Origin of the sequence: Robinsoniella sp. KNHs210 (assembly GCF_000686105.1) — a bacterium.
In the GTDB taxonomy this organism is placed as follows: Bacteria; Bacillota; Clostridia; order Lachnospirales; family Lachnospiraceae; genus Robinsoniella; species Robinsoniella peoriensis.
In genome coordinates this window covers 4,562,975-4,578,340 of the sequence record NZ_JMLZ01000002.1, presented here as the reverse complement: position 1 = coordinate 4,578,340, position 15,366 = coordinate 4,562,975, and the positions used below count along the sequence as shown (strand labels likewise).

Here is a 15,366-nt window from a genome sequence, read left to right as displayed (position 1 = left end):
TTCAAATCCTCCTTACGCCAGAATCTCTTCAACAGATTTTCCGCGAAGTCTAGCAACTTCTTCAGGAGACTTGATCTGTCTTAAGCCTTCGATTGTTGCAAGTACTACGTTTTGTTTATTGTTTGATCCTAAAGATTTTGTACGGATGTTCTTGATGCCTGCAAGCTCAAGTACGCTACGTGCAGGACCACCAGCGATAACACCGGTACCTTCAGGAGCTCTCTTTAACAATACGGAAGCACCACCGAATTTACCCTGAAAATCATGTGGAATACTAGCATTGTCATCTAAAGATACATTGATGAGCTTTTTAGCAGCATCTTCTTTTCCTTTACGGATAGCTTCTGGAATCTCAGTAGCTTTACCAAGTCCAGCGCCAACGTGTCCATTGCCATCACCAACAACTACCAAAGCTGTAAAACGGAAGTTACGACCACCTTTAACAACTTTTGTAACACGTTTAATTGATACTACTTTTTCATTCAATTCTAAGCTGCTAGCATCAATAATTGTATGTTTCATGTGTTCTACCTCCTAAAATTCTAGACCAGCTTCTCTAGCTGCATCTGCTAATGCTTTGATTTTACCCTGATATATGAAGCCGCCTCTATCAAAGACAACAGTTGTAATACCTTTTTCCAAAGCCTTTTTTGCAATAACAGTACCTAAATATGCTGCTGCATCAACGTTATTGGTCTTTTCCAGTTCCGCTTTAACATCCTTCTGAAGGGTGGAAGCTGAAACAAGCGTATTTCCAACTGTATCGTCAATAATTTGAGCATACATATGATTATTACTTCTAAACACTGCTAAACGTGGTCTTTCAGTAGTTCCGCTGAAACGATTACGAATTTTCAGGTGTTTTTTTTCGCGAACTTTTGTTCTGGATTCTTTATTAACCATTTTTACACTCTCCTTAATTATTTCTTACCAGTCTTACCAACTTTACGTCTAATAACTTCATCAGCATATTTAATACCTTTTCCTTTATAAGGTTCCGGTTTTCTCTTCTCTCTGATTTCAGCTGCGTATTGGCCAACTTTTTCTTTATCGATACCTTTTACAACGATCTTATTTCCTTCTACAGTAGACTCTAATCCTTCTGGATCGATCATTTCTACCGGATGGGAATATCCAAGTGATAATGTTAATTTCTTACCAGCTTTTGCTGCTTTGTAACCAACACCGTTTACTTCAAGAACTTTCTGATATCCTTCACTAACACCAACAACCATGTTAGAGATGAGAGTTCTTGTTAAACCATGTAATGATTTCATTTTCTTTAAATCGTTTGGTCTGGAAACAACAACCTGACCATCTTCTAATTTGATATCCATTTCAACAGGTAATACTCTTTCAAGTGTACCTTTGCTACCTTTAACAGTAACTTTATTGCCATCTGCAATTTCAACAGTAACGCCTGCCGGAACTGCTACTGGCATTCTTCCGATACGTGACATTTGATATGTCCTCCTTACTTAAATTTTCGGAAAGGTCATAGACCTTTCTGTTTTCAGTAACTTCTAATAGTTCACAGCCTACCAAACAAATGCAAGTACTTCTCCACCAACCTGAAGCTTTCTAGCTTCTTTATCAGTGATAACACCCTGGTTTGTAGAAATAATTGCTACTCCTAAACCTCCAAGTACTTTAGGAAGTTCTTCCTTGTTTGCGTAAACACGTAAGCCCGGTTTAGAAATTCTCTTAAGACCTGTTATGATCTTCTCATTTTTATCTGCACCGTATTTTAAGGTGATACGGATTGTATTAAAGTTTCCATCTTCTACGATATCATATTTTGCAATATAACCTTGATCTAAAAGAATGTTTGCAATAGCAATTTTCATTTTAGAAGCAGGTACATCTACTGTATCATGTTTAGCAGTATTTGCATTACGAATTCTTGTAAGCATATCTGCGATTGGATCGCTCATTGTCATTTAAGTTGCCTCCTCTCTACTTCTTTATCCTACCAGCTTGCTTTTCTCACACCTGGGATCTGTCCTTTGTATGCTAATTCACGGAAGCAGATTCTGCAGATTCCGTATTTTCTTAAATAAGCATGTGGACGTCCACAGATTCTACAACGGCTGTATTCTCTTGTAGAGAATTTTGCCGGACGTTGCTGTTTGATTTTCATTGCTGTTTTAGCCATGAAATTTCCCTCCTATAACTATTTAGTAAACGGCATATTGAACTGTGCCAATAATTCACGAGCTTCTTCGTCAGTCTTAGCAGTCGTAACGAAAATTACGTCCATACCTCTAACCTTGTCTACTTTATCGTATTCGATTTCAGGGAAAATTAACTGTTCTTTAATACCCAGTGCGTAGTTACCTCTTCCATCAAATGCGTTAGGGTTTACACCTCTAAAGTCACGTACACGAGGTAATGCTAAATTGATCAGACGATCAACAAATTCATACATTCTCTCGCCACGAAGTGTTACCTTACATCCGATTGCCATACCTTCACGGATTTTGAAATTAGCAACAGAATTCTTTGCTCTGGTAAGAACTGCCTTCTGTCCTGCAATGGTTTCCATGTCTTTTACAGCAGTTTCTAATAATTTGGCATTATCTTTTGCTTCGCCAACGCCCATATTGATAACAACCTTATCAATTTTCGGTACTTCCATTACATTTTTATATCCAAATTTTTTGATCATAGCATCTACGATCTCATTATTGTAAGTTTCTTTCAGTCTACTCAACTTGTGCGGCCTCCTCTCTTAATTAATCGATCACTTCGCCAGTTGCTTTCGCAAAACGAACTTTTTTGTCTCCATCCATTTTAAAACCAACTCTTGTTGCTTTACCTTTGTGAAGCAGCATTACGTTTGAAACGTCAATAAAGGCTTCTTTATTAACAATTCCACCCTGCTGATTCGCTGCTGATGGTTTTGAATGCTTTGTAATCATGCTTACGCCTTCCACAAGTACTCTACCTGCTTTTACGTCTACAGCAAGAACTTTGCCTTCTTTATCTTTATCTTTTCCAGCGATTACTTTTATAGAATCGCCCTTTTTAATTTTCATAGCTGACATTATTTTGGCACCTCCTTATAATACTTCAGGAGCTAAGGAAACAATTTTCATGAATTGTTTTTCACGAAGCTCTCTGGCTACTGGTCCAAAAATACGAGTTCCTTTTGGATTCTTGTCATCTTTGATGATAACAGCAGCATTTTCGTCGAATTTAATATAAGAACCGTCTTTACGACGAGCGCCTTTTACTGTACGAACAACTACAGCTTTTACAACATCACCTTTTTTTACAACACCGCCTGGTGTTGCATCTTTAACGGTAGCTACGATAATGTCGCCGATATTTGCATATCTTCTGGTAGATCCACCCATAACTCTGATACAAAGTAATTCTTTGGCACCAGTGTTATCAGCAACTCTAAGTCTACTCTCTTGTTGTATCATGCTGATATACCTCCTATACTATTTAACTCTCTCGATGATTTCCACAAGTCTCCATCTTTTATCTTTGGATAATGGTCTTGTTTCCATAACTTTTACGGTATCACCAATGTTACATTCATTTTTTTCATCATGTGCTTTTAATTTATATGTTCTCTTTACGATCTTTTTGTAAAGAGGATGTTTAACATGGTCTTCTACTGCAACGACAATTGTCTTATCCATTTTGTCGCTAACAACTTTACCAGTACGGGTTTTTCTAAGATTTCTTTCCACGTTATTTACTCCTTTCATGGTATAAGCACGCCACGAGACTATCCCGAATATCGTGCGAATCTACACCCACCCCACTCCTGAAAGTGTTTCCTGGTCCAGTGGATTTGGTGTATCCTTTATTATTGAGCCTTCTCAGTGATCACTGTCTGAATTCTAGCGATGTTCTTGCGAACTTCTTTAATTCTGCTTGTGTTATCTAACTGATTGGTTGCGTTCTGGAATCTTAAGTTAAAAAGTTCCTTTTTAGCAGCTACTAATTCTTCATTTAATTCTGCAGCTGATTTGCTTTTTAAATCTTCTACAAATTTATTAATTTTCACTGTTATCACCGCCTTCTAAGTCTGCGCGAGAAACGATCTTACATTTACAAGGTAATTTATGCATAGCAAGACGTAATGCTTCACGTGCGATATCATCTGGAACACCTGCAAGTTCGAACATTACACGTCCTGGTTTTACAACTGCTACCCAGTATTCTAATGTTCCTTTACCGGAACCCATACGAGTTTCTGCTGGTTTAGCTGTTACTGGTTTATCTGGGAAAATCTTAATCCAAACCTTACCACCACGTTTGATGTAACGGGTCATAGCAACACGGGCTGCTTCGATCTGGTTTGATTTGATCCAACATGGTTCTAAAGCGACAAGTCCATATTCTCCGTTTGAAATCGTATTTCCTCTAAGTGCTTTACCAGCCATAGAACCACGGAACTGTTTACGACGCTTTACTCTTTTTGGCATTAACATTATTTATCGCTCCCTTCCTTTGTTCCTTTAGTTGGAAGTACTTCGCCTTTGTAGATCCAAACTTTTACGCCTAATTTGCCGTAAGTTGTATCTGCTTCTGCGAATCCATAGTCAATATCTGCTCTAAGTGTCTGAAGTGGAATAGTACCTTCGCTGTAGAATTCTGTACGAGCCATATCTGCTCCGCCAAGACGTCCTGCAACTGCTGTTTTGATACCTTTCGCTCCGGATCTCATTGTTCTGGTCATAGTAGATTTCATTGCACGTCTGAAAGAAACACGGTTTTCTAACTGTAAGGCAATGTTTTCTGCTACTAACTGAGCATCTTTATCCGGTCTTTTTACTTCTTTGATATCAACGATAACTTTTTTATCTGTAAGCTTCTGAACTTCAGCTTTTACTTTTTCAATTTCAGAACCACCCTTACCGATAACCACACCTGGTTTTGCAGTATGAATGATTAATTTCACTCTGTCAGATGCTCTTTCGATTTCAATCTTAGATACACCTGCGCTATATAACTTCTTCTTCAGGTATGTTCTGATTTTGTGATCTTCTACTAAATAGTCAGCGAAGTCAGCCTCAGCATACCATTTGGAGTCCCAGTCTTTAATAACTCCGACTCTTAAGCCGTGAGGATTAACTTTTTGTCCCATGATTGCCCTCCTTATCTTTCATTCAGCACAACAGTGATATGACTTGTTCTCTTTTCGATTCTGTAAGCTCTACCCTGTGCTCTTGGTTTGATTCTCTTCATTGTAGGTCCTTTATTAGCGTAACATTCCTCTACATAAAGGTTTTCTACACTCATTCCGTTGTTGTTCTCAGCATTAGCGATTGCTGATTTCAATAATTTCTCTATTAAGCTAGAAGCATATCTTGGATTATAAGTCACAATACCAAGTGCTGTCTGTACATCCTTACCTCTGATGGCATCTAATACGAAACATGCTTTCTGAACAGAAACTCTAGCGTAAGATAACTTAGCGCTTGGTCTTGTGTCTTTCTGTGCATTTCTCTCTCTTTTGATTTGGGATCTATGTCCTTTTGCCATGGATGAAACCTCCTTTCAAATCTACGATATTCTAGCGAACGCCAGATCTTTTTTCATCTTTTCCATGTCCTCTATAAGTTCTGGTAGCAACAAACTCTCCAAGTTTGTGACCAACCATATCTTCTGTAACATATACAGGCACATGTCTTCTTCCATCATGAACTGCTATTGTATGTCCAACCATCTGTGGGAAGATTGTGGAACGACGGGACCAGGTTTTAATAACCTGTTTCTGTCCTGCTGCGTTCATCGCATCTACCTTTTTCAGTAAACTATCATCTGCAAATGGTCCTTTTTTAAGTGAGCGAGCCATAGGTTCTAACCTCCTTGTAAACTTTAATTGAATTGATTAATTAGTTAATCGCTTTACCGTCGCGTCTTCTTACGATCATCTTATTAGAATGTTTGTTTTTCTTTCTTGTCTTTAAGCCAAGAGCAGGTTTACCCCAAGGTGTACATGGACCTGGACGGCCAATACCTGTCTTACCTTCACCACCACCATGTGGATGATCGTTAGGATTCATTACGGAACCACGAACGGTAGGTCTGAAGCCCATATGACGTTTTCTACCAGCTTTACCAATATTGATCAGGTTATGATCACCATTACCAACAACACCAATCGTTGCTCTGCAAATGATCGGAACCATTCTCATTTCACCTGAAGGAAGACGAAGTGTTGCAGTTTTTCCTTCTTTTGCCATTAACTGAGCGCTGTTACCTGCTGAACGAACTAACTGTCCGCCTTTTCCAGGATACATTTCAATATTGTGAACCATAGTACCAACCGGAATATCGGATAACGGCATACAGTTACCAATTTTCACTTCTGCTTCTGGTCCATTCATAATTTTCATTCCATCTTTTAATCCCTGAGGAGCTAAGATGTAAGCTTTTTCGCCGTCTGCATAGCAGATTAATGCAATATTAGCAGTTCTGTTCGGATCGTATTCGATTCCGATTACAGTTGCCGGAATACCATCTTTTTTATTTCTCTTAAAATCGATGATTCTATATTTTTTTCTGGATCCGCCTCCGCGGTGTCTTACAGTGATTTTACCTTGATTGTTACGACCTGAGTTTTTCTGAAGAGAAACTAATAAGCTTTTTTCAGGTTCGCTCTTTGTGATTTCTACGAAATCAGAACCGGTCATATGTCTTCTGGAAGGTGTATATGGGTTATAAGTCTTAATTCCCATTATTGTCACTCCTTTCAATATTTATTGTCACGCTTTTCTTGCGTATATTTTAGTTGCGGTTGATTCTATAATCCTTCAAAGATTTCGATATCTTTGCTTTCTTCTGTCAAAGCAACAATTGCTTTTTTCGTTTTAGCAGTTTTTCCAACAGTAGTTCCACGTCTTTTTTTCTTACCATCCATATTCATGGTATTAACGCTTTTTACCTTTGTTCCTTCGAACATTTTTTCAACTGCTTCTTTGATCTGATTCTTAGTAGCTTCTGTATGAACTAAGAAAGTATATTTCTTCTCGCCCATAGCATTCATGCTTTTTTCTGTAATAACTGGTTTAAGGATTACATCATAATATTGTATTGCAGCCATTATGCGTACACCTCCTCAATTGCCTCTACAGCAGCCTTTGTTAAAACAACTGTATTATATTTTAAAATATCGTAAACATTGATTGTGCTTGTAAGAGCAGTCTGTACACCCGGAATGTTTCTTGCAGATAACACTACATTGTTGTCATTCTCTTTTGTAACAACTAAAGCTTTGTTTAATTTTAAGTTGTTCAATACATTCTGCATTGCTTTTGTTTTTACTTCATCTAACTTCAGGTCATCAAGAACGATTAATTTGTTCTCCTGTAATCTTGAGGTTAATGCAGATTTTAAAGCAAGTCTTCTTTCTTTCTTGTTCATTTTGAAAGAATAATCTCTTGGTGTTGGAGCAAATACAACTCCGCCGCCCGTCCACTGAGGAGATCTTGTTGAACCCTGTCTTGCATGACCGGTTCCTTTTTGTCTCCAAGGTTTTCTTCCACCGCCGGAAACTTCTGAACGAGTTTTCGCTTTCTGTGTTCCCTGACGTTTATTAGCAAGCTGGCTTACAACTGCCATGTGTACTAAGTGATCATTAACTTCAACACCAAATACAGCATCGTTCAGCTCCATTGTACCAACTTCATTGCCTTCCATATTGTAAACAGATACGTTTGCCATCTGTGTGTTCCTCCTTTCCTATAAAAGCCTATTTACCAGCTTTTACTGTTTCTTTGATTGTTACCATAGATTTCTTAGGTCCTGGTACAGCACCTTTTACTAAAAGCAGATTGTTTTCTACATCAACTTTTACAATTTCCAGATTCTGGATTGTAATCTGTTTAGCTCCCATGTGTCCCGGCATTTTCTTGCCTTTAAATACTTTACTTGGATCAGATGCAGAACCATTTGAACCAGCATGACGATGGAATTTAGAACCGTGGGCCATAGGTCCTCTGCTCTGATTATGTCTCTTAATCGCGCCCTGGAATCCTTTTCCCTTTGAAATAGCAGTTGCATCAATCTTATCGCCAGCTTCAAAAATGTCAGCTTTGATTTCCTGTGCTACTGAATATTCCTCTGCATTGTCAAACTTGAATTCTCTGACATATCTTTTATAAGAAACACCAGCTTTGTCAAATTGGCCTTTCATAGGTTTGTTCACTAATTTTTCTCTCTTATCAACAAAACCTACCTGAATTGCTTTGTAACCATCATTTTCTTCTGTCTTAACCTGAGTTACTACACAAGGTCCAGCCTGAAGTACGGTTACTGGAGTTAAAACTCCGTCTTCATTGAAGATTTGAGTCATTCCGACTTTTGTCGCTAAAATCGCTTTCTTCATTCTTTTTACCTCCTGTTTTTCTACAGCGGATTACACCGTGTTGTGCAATCATCCTAGTCAAACAGTTAATATAAGTGGAACTTTTCGTTACTTCTATATCAACCTTTTAGGATAATCTCTGTTCGAATACCTGTTTCTTATTTGCTTTTCATTTTGATATCAATGTAAACACCTGCTGGCATTTCCAGTCTGGATAATGCATCAACCGTCTTCTGGGTTGGTGTCATGATATCGATCAGTCTCTTATGAGTTCTCTGCTCGAACTGCTCTCTGGAATCTTTGTACTTGTGTACAGCTCGTAAGATTGTAACAACCTCTTTCTTAGTAGGAAGTGGTACCGGTCCACTCACCTGAGATCCGTTCTTCTTCACAGTTTCGATGATTTTCTTTGCGGATGCATCAATTAATTGATGATCATACGCTTTTAATGTAATTCTCATTACTTGACTTGCCATAAAAAAAGTCGCCTCCTTTTCGCACTTAATTGCAGTACGACAAGCGGTGACTGTACACTCTCCCGTGTGTATCATCTTAATACTACACGTTGTTTCCATTCTTTGATGGACAGTTATATATTGTACAGTGACTTGTCGCCAGTTTTCTAACTTGACATTCGCTCCATGGAAAACCTGCAGATTAAACTGCAGCAACCTCACACTTCTACGCTATCAAGGTCACAACACGAATGATTATATAGCATAACCCTCGCAAATGCAAGGGTTTTTTAGGAAAATTTGTATTTTTTTTTGTACACAGCTATTTATTGGTAATTTTTCGTATTTTAATCTCTTTTAGAACCTGTTCATCGTTAAAATCAGGGTTTTCCATTATTATCCTGCCGATACCGGATACCAGGGGTATCTCCATCTCCAGCAGCTCAGCAATGTCCGCCGTCTCCCAGCCTTTATTTATCTGCTTTCGGATTAAAGTAATACAAAGTAGCTCTTTTCCAGCTTCTCTGCCTTCTGCGATTCCTTCTTTCTTCCCCAGTTCCCGTTCCTCAATCCCATGAATTCTAAGTACTTCTTCCATATTACACTGTGCATACAGCATTTGATCTGCCCGGCTTCCATACTTGTCCAGGAAATCCGACACGATTCCTCTGCGCCTGCAATCCTCTATTCCGCGACTGACTGACGCTTTCTTACCGTATCCCATCTTCAGATTCATTCTGATACTTTCTATAAATATAGAATACTCTTTCAATGCACGGCACTTCTCTAAAAGGGGATGATTGGCATCCAGGTTTATGTTGATGACTTTTACCGTCAGTTCAAGTGCCGGCTCGCCGCCATGTGCCTCAAAAACATCAGATAAACGAAGTGTCTCTTCTGTCATGCTGTCTCCTTCGCCATTATAAAAAACATAAAACTTCGGCCATGGTATCAGCATCCTTTTCTTTTGATATATTTCTTTGGAATCTAATAGGGATTCCACTATTCTTCCGTAATAAATCACATCCTGTACCGGAATATTCCGGGTTTGGCCCGTCAGGTGTTCACTGATAACCAGCATTTTGCCGTTAACGGCAAATGCAAGATCATTTTTCCCAGTCATAAACAGTTCATCTTCCTGAGCCAGATAATCAATCTGGGATGGGTCTGTACATTTTTCAGATTCTATAGCATTAAATAGTTCCATTGCATTTTGGGGCTCTCCAAAGTATGCTGCAAATGCGCTTGCTTTAAACCCTGTGTTTGAATAATCTCTGCTGTTGTTTTCTTTCAATCTTTTTCCTCCTATATTTTAGCATATGATTCTGGGTATTACAATGACAAGCAGTAAACATAAACCTATGTTATACAACCTGTTATTTACATGTGTTTTTATAACTGAACATCTTTTAAACTGGAATATTTTGAACAGAACTGTCCGGAAAAACGAAATGTTTCTTCTATTATATAGTGTATTAGTTTAAATAGCAATCACTAATCTAGTAATTTCAAAAAAGGAGAATCCAGAAAGCACTGCCGGATTCTCCTTTTTCATTAAAATAATATTTTCTTAATTTTAGCCTTCTACTCTTTTATTCGCCACATCATCAAATTCCTTCAGCATCTCTTCATCCGGAGCTGCTGTCATGAGACTCACTGCAATAATCAGTATAATACTGATGGCAAAACCAATAACCAGTGAGTATAATCCGGTGGAGGCTCCAAGCGTCTGTCCTCCAAACGGAATATAATCCCAGACAATAACTGTCAGTCCCCCGGAAACAATACCTGCTATAGCACCTGCTATATTAGTTCTTCTCCAAAATAAGGAAAGTAATACAGTCGGCCCGAATGCTGCACCTAAACCTGCCCAGGCATTGGAGACCAGCCCCATAATGCTGCTGTTTGGATTCAGGGCAATGATGTATGCCAGCACTGCAACAGCAATGACAGTGATACGGCTGAGTTTTAATACATGTTTTTCTTCTGCCTTTGGATTAATAAATCCCTGATATAAATCTTTTGATACGGAAGATGCCGTTACCAGCAATTGAGAGTCTGCCGTTGACATAATCGCTGCCAGAATACCACAGAGGAATATTCCTCCGATAAACGGCAGTGCCAGATCTTTTGTAAACAACTGTGTAATCATGGCAATGAAAACATTTTCTGCTGAATCTGCTCCTGCGCCGCCTAAAAGTGTCGGATACAGGTATGCTCTTCCGATGACCCCGATGATTACTGCCATACCAAGGGATATCAATACCCACACAATCGCGATAACTCTGGATTTTTTTAATTCCTTCTCACTTCTGACCGCCATAAAACGTGTCAGGATATGAGGCATTCCACAGTATCCAAGTCCCCATCCTATCTGGGATATAATATCCACTGCCCGGTAGGACTCTCCACCATTATGCATCAGATTTAAATAGGAATCTGCATTTACGCCGCTGGCTGCCAGATTTGCAGTCACCGTGTCCGGACCCATTACAAAATAAGCGACTATCGGTACTACCAGAAGTCCTACCAGCATCAGCATCCCCTGAATAAAATCAGTAAGGCATACTGCAAGGAATCCTCCCATGAATGTATAAGCCAGAATAACGGCTGCCCCTATCGTTAATGCAACGCGGTATTCAATTCCAAATACACCGGCAAATAATTTACCTCCTGCAGCTAATGCAGAAGCCGTATATACGAGGAAGAAAATAACAATAACAATCGAAGAAATCAACAGCAATATTTTATTCTTATCGTGAAAACGGTTTTCCAGATATTCCGGAAATGTGATTGCATTATTTGCCCTGATTGTATAACGGCGAAGACGGGATGAAATGCACACCCAGTTAAATACGGTTCCAATAAATAAACCGACTGCTATCCATGCCTGCCCTGTTCCCAGTGCATAAACTGCTCCCGGCAGACCCATGAGCAGCCACCCGCTCATATCAGAAGCCTGTGCAGACAAAGCCGCCACCCAGCCGCTTAACCCACGGCCTCCTAAAAAGAAATCATCTGTGCTTTTATTCTTTTTCATGGTCACCACACCGATTCCCATCATCATTGCAAGATAAGCAACAAATGCAATCAATATCCAAATTATAGAACTTTTCTCCATGTACCTTTTCCTCTTTCTCCTTCTTTTTCTTTACATATATTTTAAGAATGCCTGGTATCCCAGATACGCTTCATATATATCCACCTTGCTGGTAATCTCCCATGGTGCGTGCATGTTCAGTACGGCAACACCGCTGTCAATAACCTCCATACTGTAATTCGCCAGGATAAAAGCAATGGTTCCGCCGCCGCCCTGGTCTACTTTTCCAAGCTCTGCTGTCTGGAAACTAACCTGGTTTTCATCCAAAACCCTGCGTATGTCTGCAATATATTCCGCATTGGCATCATTGGAGCCGGATTTACCCCTTGAACCGGTGTATTTGTTAAATGTCAGTCCCCTGCCTAAGAAAGCACTGTTGTTTTTCTCCATAACACTTGGATAATTCGGGTCAAAGGCAGCACTTACATCGGAAGAAAGCATCTTAGAATTTTTCAGGGCACGGCGCAGCTTCAACTCACTGTAATCTCCGGTACAGTTCATAACCTCAGCAACCGTATTCTCAAAAAACTTAGACTGCATACCGGTTGCCCCCACGCTTCCGATCTCCTCTTTATCCACTAAGAGGCAGACTGCCGTTCTGGTTGTGTTAGCCAACTGCAGCATAGCCATGTATGATGGATAAGCACATACACGGTCATCCTGTCCATATCCCATAACCATACTTCTGTCCAGTCCGTAATCCCTTGCTCTTCCCGCAGGAACAGCTTCAAATTCTGCAGACAGGAAATCTTCTTCTTCTATTCCGTACTTTTCCTTGAGTATCTGAAGAATCTGGGCTTTTACCGGCTCTTTATCATCTCCGTCTAACGGAATACTGCCTATTAATATGTTCAGGTCTTCCCCTTCAATAACTTTATTTGCTTTTTTCTCCAGCTGGGTACCGGATAAATGAATCAATAAATCAGAAACTCCAAATACAGGTTCTGACATCTCTTCTCCAATGGAAACTTCCACAATGCTTCCATCTTTTTTCGCTGCAACACCATGCAGGGCAAGGGGATGTGCAACCCACTGATACTTTTTCACACCGCCATAGTAGTGTGTTTCCAGCATTGCGAGATCATTATCCTCATATAATGGATTCTGTTTCAGATCCAGTCTCGGTGAATCAATATGTGCTCCCAGAATATTCATACCTTCTTCCATGGGTACTTCTCCGATATGATACAGCGCAATTGTTTTTCCCATATTTGCAGCATATACTTTATCCCCTGACTTTAAAACTCTTCCGGAAGAAACAATTTGATCCAGATCCTCATAGCCAAAAGACTGTACCTGCGCAATCACTTCTTTTACACATTCCCTCTCTGTTTTACATTTGGAAATGAAATCTTTATATCCTTCATTAAAAGCAAATACTTTTTCACGACCTGCCTCATCATATTTTTTCCATGCATTTTCCCGTTCCATATTATGTCATCCTTTCTGTTTCTTTTATTTAAAATATAATTACATACCTCTGGATTTCTTTACACATGCCTTCATGGCTTCGATCACAGCACTTCTCATACCTTTTTCTTCCAATACACGCACCGCCTCGATGGTTGTTCCTCCCGGTGAGCATACCATATCCTTTAATTCCCCCGGATGCTTTCCGGTTTCTAAAACCATCTTTGCACTTCCAAGTACTGCCTGGGCTGCAAATTTATAAGCCTGGGCTCTTGGCATTCCATCGGCTACCGCACCGTCAGCCATGGCCTCGATAAACATAAATACATAAGCCGGAGCACTGCCGCTTACGGAAACTACCACGTCCATTAGATGTTCACTGATTACTTCTGTGGAACCGCATGCTCCCAGAATCCTGCATACCATCTCTAATTCCTCAGAAGACACCAGTTCATTTGCGCAGACTCCGGTAATCCCTTCCCCTACCAGGGCCGGTGTATTTGGCATACAGCGAATAATTTTAAGGGGTTTTTCAAATACATCACCCAGCCATTCAAGAGTCTTACCAGGAGCTATGGACACCACGATCTTATCAACGTTAACTGCATCTCTGATCTCTTTGATTACCGCTTCATAATACTGTGGTTTAACCGCCAATACAATCACATCCGACTGCTTTGCAACTTCTTTATTATCTATGGTAGTGCAGATGCCAAACTTTGCTTTAATTGCATCCAGACTTTCCTGTCTGGAAGTAGATCCTATAATTTCATCTGCAGGAATCAACTCATTTTTTAAAATCCCGCCCAGCATCGCTGTCGCCATATTTCCACATCCAATAAATCCTATTTTCATTTAAGAACCTCCTGATTTTAATCTCTTTACCATTCTGCAGGTGCATTTCTTTCACACTTTACCCATGAATAGCGCAAGCTGGGCTTGTGCTATTCCTAAATCAGCAGTGTGAAAGCGGTTTTCTTTAACACTTACCCCATGAATAGCGCAAGCTGGCTTGTGCTATTCCTAAATCAGCAGTGTGAAAGCGGTTTTCTTTAACACTTATCTTTCACTTTATCAAATTAACGGGATTCGGTCAAGTTTTTCATTGAATATCCTTACATTTTGAACTATAATGATTAGAAGATTTTCTTTAAGGGAGCGCACCTATGATAAAAGACAATGCTTATATGAAATTAATAGAAGAGATTTCTCTCAATGCATGGCCTTCGCATAAGATCGAACTTTATGACGGATGGCTGATCCGTTTTTCCCACAACTATACCTACCGTACCAATAGTGTAGAGCAGGTTGGCATCTCTAATCTTCCGGTTGAAGAAAAAATAGCATATTGTGAATCCATGTATGCCAACTTTCATACCCCGGTTAATTTTAAAATCAATCCCATGATCGATCCGTCTTTTGACCGGATCCTGGCGGAACGAGGGTATAGCGTGGAGCATATAACTGATGTGATGACTATGCCTATGGAACAATTTCATATGTTCCCTTATGAATCTATTGAATATGAATATTATGGAAGAAACTCAAACCTACCTTCTTCCGTTTTTTATCCGAATGATACGATCGTCCAGCTGCGGGACCGCATTACGGATGACTGGATAACTTCTCTATTTCGTTTAAACGGTACCACCAATCCTACACTCAGGAGGATTGTGCCTTCAATGTTTAAGGCAATCCCAAAGGAAACGATCGTCGCTTTTATCGAAATCGACGGACGTATGGTTGCATCCGGTCTGGGTATTTTGGACCGTGCCCACATTGGCCTTTATGCCATTTATGTGGACGCAAGCTGCAGACGCAAAAACTTTGCGCGTTCAATTTGCAGCTCAATTCTGGAAGAAGCAAGAAAAAAAGGTGCTGAGCATGCTTATCTTCAAGTGGTAGATGGCAATACTTCCGCTAAGGACCTTTATATTTCACTAGGATTTGAAGATTTTTATACTTACTGGTTCCGTTCAAAAAGGAACCTGGCAGTCCATAAAGTTTGACTTCACACGAAAGACGCAGAATGCTTTACGGACTACCGGATACAAAATTTAACTAGGAAA

General features: G+C 39.7%; 24 protein-coding genes. 1 reads left to right on the top strand and 23 read right to left on the bottom strand.

The genetic code is table 11. The annotated features are described in order from the left end of the window. Positions 1–12 precede the first annotated feature (12 nt). From rpsE to proC, 23 genes are all read right to left on the bottom strand, one after another. Positions 13–522, bottom strand: coding sequence for a 30S ribosomal protein S5 (gene rpsE, locus CD03_RS0126440; protein ID WP_044289690.1), 510 nt, complete (start codon positions 520–522; stop codon positions 13–15). Positions 523–534: 12 nt separating this feature from the next. Continuing rightward, a complete protein-coding gene (rplR, locus tag CD03_RS0126435; protein ID WP_027296193.1) occupies positions 535–903 on the bottom strand; it encodes a 50S ribosomal protein L18 in 369 nt (122 codons plus the stop codon). 17 nt (positions 904–920) lie between these two features. Further along, positions 921–1,460, bottom strand: coding sequence for a 50S ribosomal protein L6 (gene rplF / locus CD03_RS0126430; protein WP_027296192.1), 540 nt, complete (start codon positions 1,458–1,460; stop codon positions 921–923). A gap of 78 nt (positions 1,461–1,538) precedes the next feature. Beyond that, positions 1,539–1,940: a 30S ribosomal protein S8 gene (rpsH, locus tag CD03_RS0126425; protein WP_027296191.1), complete on the bottom strand. Its 402-nt coding sequence runs from the start codon at positions 1,938–1,940 to the stop codon at positions 1,539–1,541. Positions 1,941–1,969: 29 nt separating this feature from the next. Continuing rightward, on the bottom strand, positions 1,970–2,155 hold the full coding sequence (locus CD03_RS0126420) for a type Z 30S ribosomal protein S14 (protein ID WP_027296190.1): 186 nt from the start codon (positions 2,153–2,155) through the stop codon (positions 1,970–1,972). A gap of 18 nt (positions 2,156–2,173) precedes the next feature. Continuing rightward, positions 2,174–2,713 (bottom strand): 50S ribosomal protein L5, encoded by a 540-nt coding sequence (rplE, locus tag CD03_RS0126415; protein WP_027296189.1) that lies wholly within the window; start codon positions 2,711–2,713, stop codon positions 2,174–2,176. Between the two features lie 22 nt (positions 2,714–2,735). Beyond that, positions 2,736–3,047, bottom strand: a complete 312-nt coding sequence (gene rplX / locus CD03_RS0126410; protein WP_027296188.1) for a 50S ribosomal protein L24 — start codon at positions 3,045–3,047, stop codon at positions 2,736–2,738. 15 nt (positions 3,048–3,062) lie between these two features. Next, positions 3,063–3,431, bottom strand: coding sequence for a 50S ribosomal protein L14 (rplN, locus tag CD03_RS0126405; RefSeq protein ID WP_027296187.1), 369 nt, complete (start codon positions 3,429–3,431; stop codon positions 3,063–3,065). 18 nt (positions 3,432–3,449) lie between these two features. Then, positions 3,450–3,722: a 30S ribosomal protein S17 gene (rpsQ, locus tag CD03_RS0126400; protein ID WP_044289688.1), complete on the bottom strand. Its 273-nt coding sequence runs from the start codon at positions 3,720–3,722 to the stop codon at positions 3,450–3,452. 101 nt (positions 3,723–3,823) lie between these two features. Next, positions 3,824–4,024, bottom strand: coding sequence for a 50S ribosomal protein L29 (gene rpmC / locus CD03_RS0126395; RefSeq protein ID WP_027296185.1), 201 nt, complete (start codon positions 4,022–4,024; stop codon positions 3,824–3,826). Continuing rightward, on the bottom strand, positions 4,014–4,451 hold the full coding sequence (gene rplP, locus CD03_RS0126390) for a 50S ribosomal protein L16 (protein WP_027296184.1): 438 nt from the start codon (positions 4,449–4,451) through the stop codon (positions 4,014–4,016). The genes rpmC and rplP overlap by 11 nt, the downstream gene beginning before the upstream one ends. After that, positions 4,451–5,107 carry a 30S ribosomal protein S3 gene (gene rpsC, locus CD03_RS0126385; RefSeq protein WP_027296183.1) on the bottom strand — a complete coding sequence of 219 codons (657 nt, stop codon included), beginning with the start codon at positions 5,105–5,107 and terminating at the stop codon, positions 4,451–4,453. Before rpsC ends, rplP begins: the two co-directional genes overlap by 1 nt. An 11-nt stretch (positions 5,108–5,118) precedes the next feature. Then, positions 5,119–5,505, bottom strand: coding sequence for a 50S ribosomal protein L22 (gene rplV, locus CD03_RS0126380; RefSeq protein WP_027296182.1), 387 nt, complete (start codon positions 5,503–5,505; stop codon positions 5,119–5,121). A gap of 31 nt (positions 5,506–5,536) precedes the next feature. Beyond that, positions 5,537–5,818, bottom strand: a complete 282-nt coding sequence (rpsS, locus tag CD03_RS0126375; RefSeq protein WP_027296181.1) for a 30S ribosomal protein S19 — start codon at positions 5,816–5,818, stop codon at positions 5,537–5,539. 40 nt (positions 5,819–5,858) lie between these two features. Next, positions 5,859–6,704 (bottom strand): 50S ribosomal protein L2, encoded by an 846-nt coding sequence (gene rplB / locus CD03_RS0126370; RefSeq protein ID WP_027296180.1) that lies wholly within the window; start codon positions 6,702–6,704, stop codon positions 5,859–5,861. A 65-nt stretch (positions 6,705–6,769) separates the two neighbouring features. Further along, entirely contained in the window at positions 6,770–7,069 is a 300-nt protein-coding gene (rplW, locus tag CD03_RS0126365) for a 50S ribosomal protein L23 (RefSeq protein WP_027296179.1), read from the bottom strand. Beyond that, a complete protein-coding gene (gene rplD, locus CD03_RS0126360) occupies positions 7,069–7,689 on the bottom strand; it encodes a 50S ribosomal protein L4 (RefSeq protein ID WP_027296178.1) in 621 nt (206 codons plus the stop codon). Before rplD ends, rplW begins: the two co-directional genes overlap by 1 nt. 28 nt (positions 7,690–7,717) lie before the next feature. Next, the gene (gene rplC / locus CD03_RS0126355) at positions 7,718–8,353 is read right to left on the bottom strand and encodes a 50S ribosomal protein L3 (RefSeq protein WP_027296177.1); all 636 of its coding nucleotides are present in this window, start codon (positions 8,351–8,353) and stop codon (positions 7,718–7,720) included. A 137-nt stretch (positions 8,354–8,490) separates the two neighbouring features. Continuing rightward, entirely contained in the window at positions 8,491–8,808 is a 318-nt protein-coding gene (gene rpsJ / locus CD03_RS0126350; RefSeq protein WP_027296176.1) for a 30S ribosomal protein S10, read from the bottom strand. Positions 8,809–9,109: 301 nt separating this feature from the next. Beyond that, a complete protein-coding gene (locus tag CD03_RS0126345) occupies positions 9,110–10,081 on the bottom strand; it encodes a hypothetical protein (RefSeq protein WP_027296175.1) in 972 nt (323 codons plus the stop codon). Between the two features lie 282 nt (positions 10,082–10,363). Further along, positions 10,364–11,908: a sodium/proline symporter PutP gene (putP, locus tag CD03_RS0126340; RefSeq protein ID WP_027296174.1), complete on the bottom strand. Its 1,545-nt coding sequence runs from the start codon at positions 11,906–11,908 to the stop codon at positions 10,364–10,366. A gap of 30 nt (positions 11,909–11,938) precedes the next feature. Next, a complete protein-coding gene (locus tag CD03_RS0126335) occupies positions 11,939–13,318 on the bottom strand; it encodes an aminopeptidase (RefSeq protein WP_027296173.1) in 1,380 nt (459 codons plus the stop codon). Between the two features lie 39 nt (positions 13,319–13,357). Beyond that, positions 13,358–14,152, bottom strand: coding sequence for a pyrroline-5-carboxylate reductase (gene proC, locus CD03_RS0126330; RefSeq protein WP_027296172.1), 795 nt, complete (start codon positions 14,150–14,152; stop codon positions 13,358–13,360). Between the two features lie 311 nt (positions 14,153–14,463). Here proC and CD03_RS0126325 point away from each other — a divergent pair, with 311 nt between their 5' ends. Further along, a complete protein-coding gene (locus CD03_RS0126325; RefSeq protein ID WP_044289685.1) occupies positions 14,464–15,306 on the top strand; it encodes a GNAT family N-acetyltransferase in 843 nt (280 codons plus the stop codon). Positions 15,307–15,366 lie beyond the last annotated feature (60 nt).

Bases quoted from the DNA above. Each gene is read 5' to 3' on its own strand.
- rpsE (WP_044289690.1), bottom strand. From the start codon at position 522: ATGAAACATACAATTATTGATGCTAGCAGCTTAGAATTGAATGAAAAA.
- rplR (WP_027296193.1), bottom strand. From the start codon at position 903: ATGGTTAATAAAGAATCCAGAACAAAAGTTCGCGAAAAAAAACACCTG.
- rplF (WP_027296192.1), bottom strand. From the start codon at position 1,460: ATGTCACGTATCGGAAGAATGCCAGTAGCAGTTCCGGCAGGCGTTACT.
- rpsH (WP_027296191.1), bottom strand. From the start codon at position 1,940: ATGACAATGAGCGATCCAATCGCAGATATGCTTACAAGAATTCGTAAT.
- CD03_RS0126420 (WP_027296190.1), bottom strand. From the start codon at position 2,155: ATGGCTAAAACAGCAATGAAAATCAAACAGCAACGTCCGGCAAAATTC.
- rplX (WP_027296188.1), bottom strand. From the start codon at position 3,047: ATGTCAGCTATGAAAATTAAAAAGGGCGATTCTATAAAAGTAATCGCT.
- rplN (WP_027296187.1), bottom strand. From the start codon at position 3,431: ATGATACAACAAGAGAGTAGACTTAGAGTTGCTGATAACACTGGTGCC.
- rpsQ (WP_044289688.1), bottom strand. From the start codon at position 3,722: ATGAAAGGAGTAAATAACGTGGAAAGAAATCTTAGAAAAACCCGTACT.
- rplP (WP_027296184.1), bottom strand. From the start codon at position 4,451: ATGTTAATGCCAAAAAGAGTAAAGCGTCGTAAACAGTTCCGTGGTTCT.
- rpsC (WP_027296183.1), bottom strand. From the start codon at position 5,107: ATGGGACAAAAAGTTAATCCTCACGGCTTAAGAGTCGGAGTTATTAAA.
- rplV (WP_027296182.1), bottom strand. From the start codon at position 5,505: ATGGCAAAAGGACATAGATCCCAAATCAAAAGAGAGAGAAATGCACAG.
- rpsS (WP_027296181.1), bottom strand. From the start codon at position 5,818: ATGGCTCGCTCACTTAAAAAAGGACCATTTGCAGATGATAGTTTACTG.
- rplB (WP_027296180.1), bottom strand. From the start codon at position 6,704: ATGGGAATTAAGACTTATAACCCATATACACCTTCCAGAAGACATATG.
- rplW (WP_027296179.1), bottom strand. From the start codon at position 7,069: ATGGCTGCAATACAATATTATGATGTAATCCTTAAACCAGTTATTACA.
- rplD (WP_027296178.1), bottom strand. From the start codon at position 7,689: ATGGCAAACGTATCTGTTTACAATATGGAAGGCAATGAAGTTGGTACA.
- rplC (WP_027296177.1), bottom strand. From the start codon at position 8,353: ATGAAGAAAGCGATTTTAGCGACAAAAGTCGGAATGACTCAAATCTTC.
- rpsJ (WP_027296176.1), bottom strand. From the start codon at position 8,808: ATGGCAAGTCAAGTAATGAGAATTACATTAAAAGCGTATGATCATCAA.
- putP (WP_027296174.1), bottom strand. From the start codon at position 11,908: ATGGAGAAAAGTTCTATAATTTGGATATTGATTGCATTTGTTGCTTAT.
- CD03_RS0126335 (WP_027296173.1), bottom strand. From the start codon at position 13,318: ATGGAACGGGAAAATGCATGGAAAAAATATGATGAGGCAGGTCGTGAA.
- proC (WP_027296172.1), bottom strand. From the start codon at position 14,152: ATGAAAATAGGATTTATTGGATGTGGAAATATGGCGACAGCGATGCTG.
- CD03_RS0126325 (WP_044289685.1), top strand. From the start codon at position 14,464: ATGATAAAAGACAATGCTTATATGAAATTAATAGAAGAGATTTCTCTC.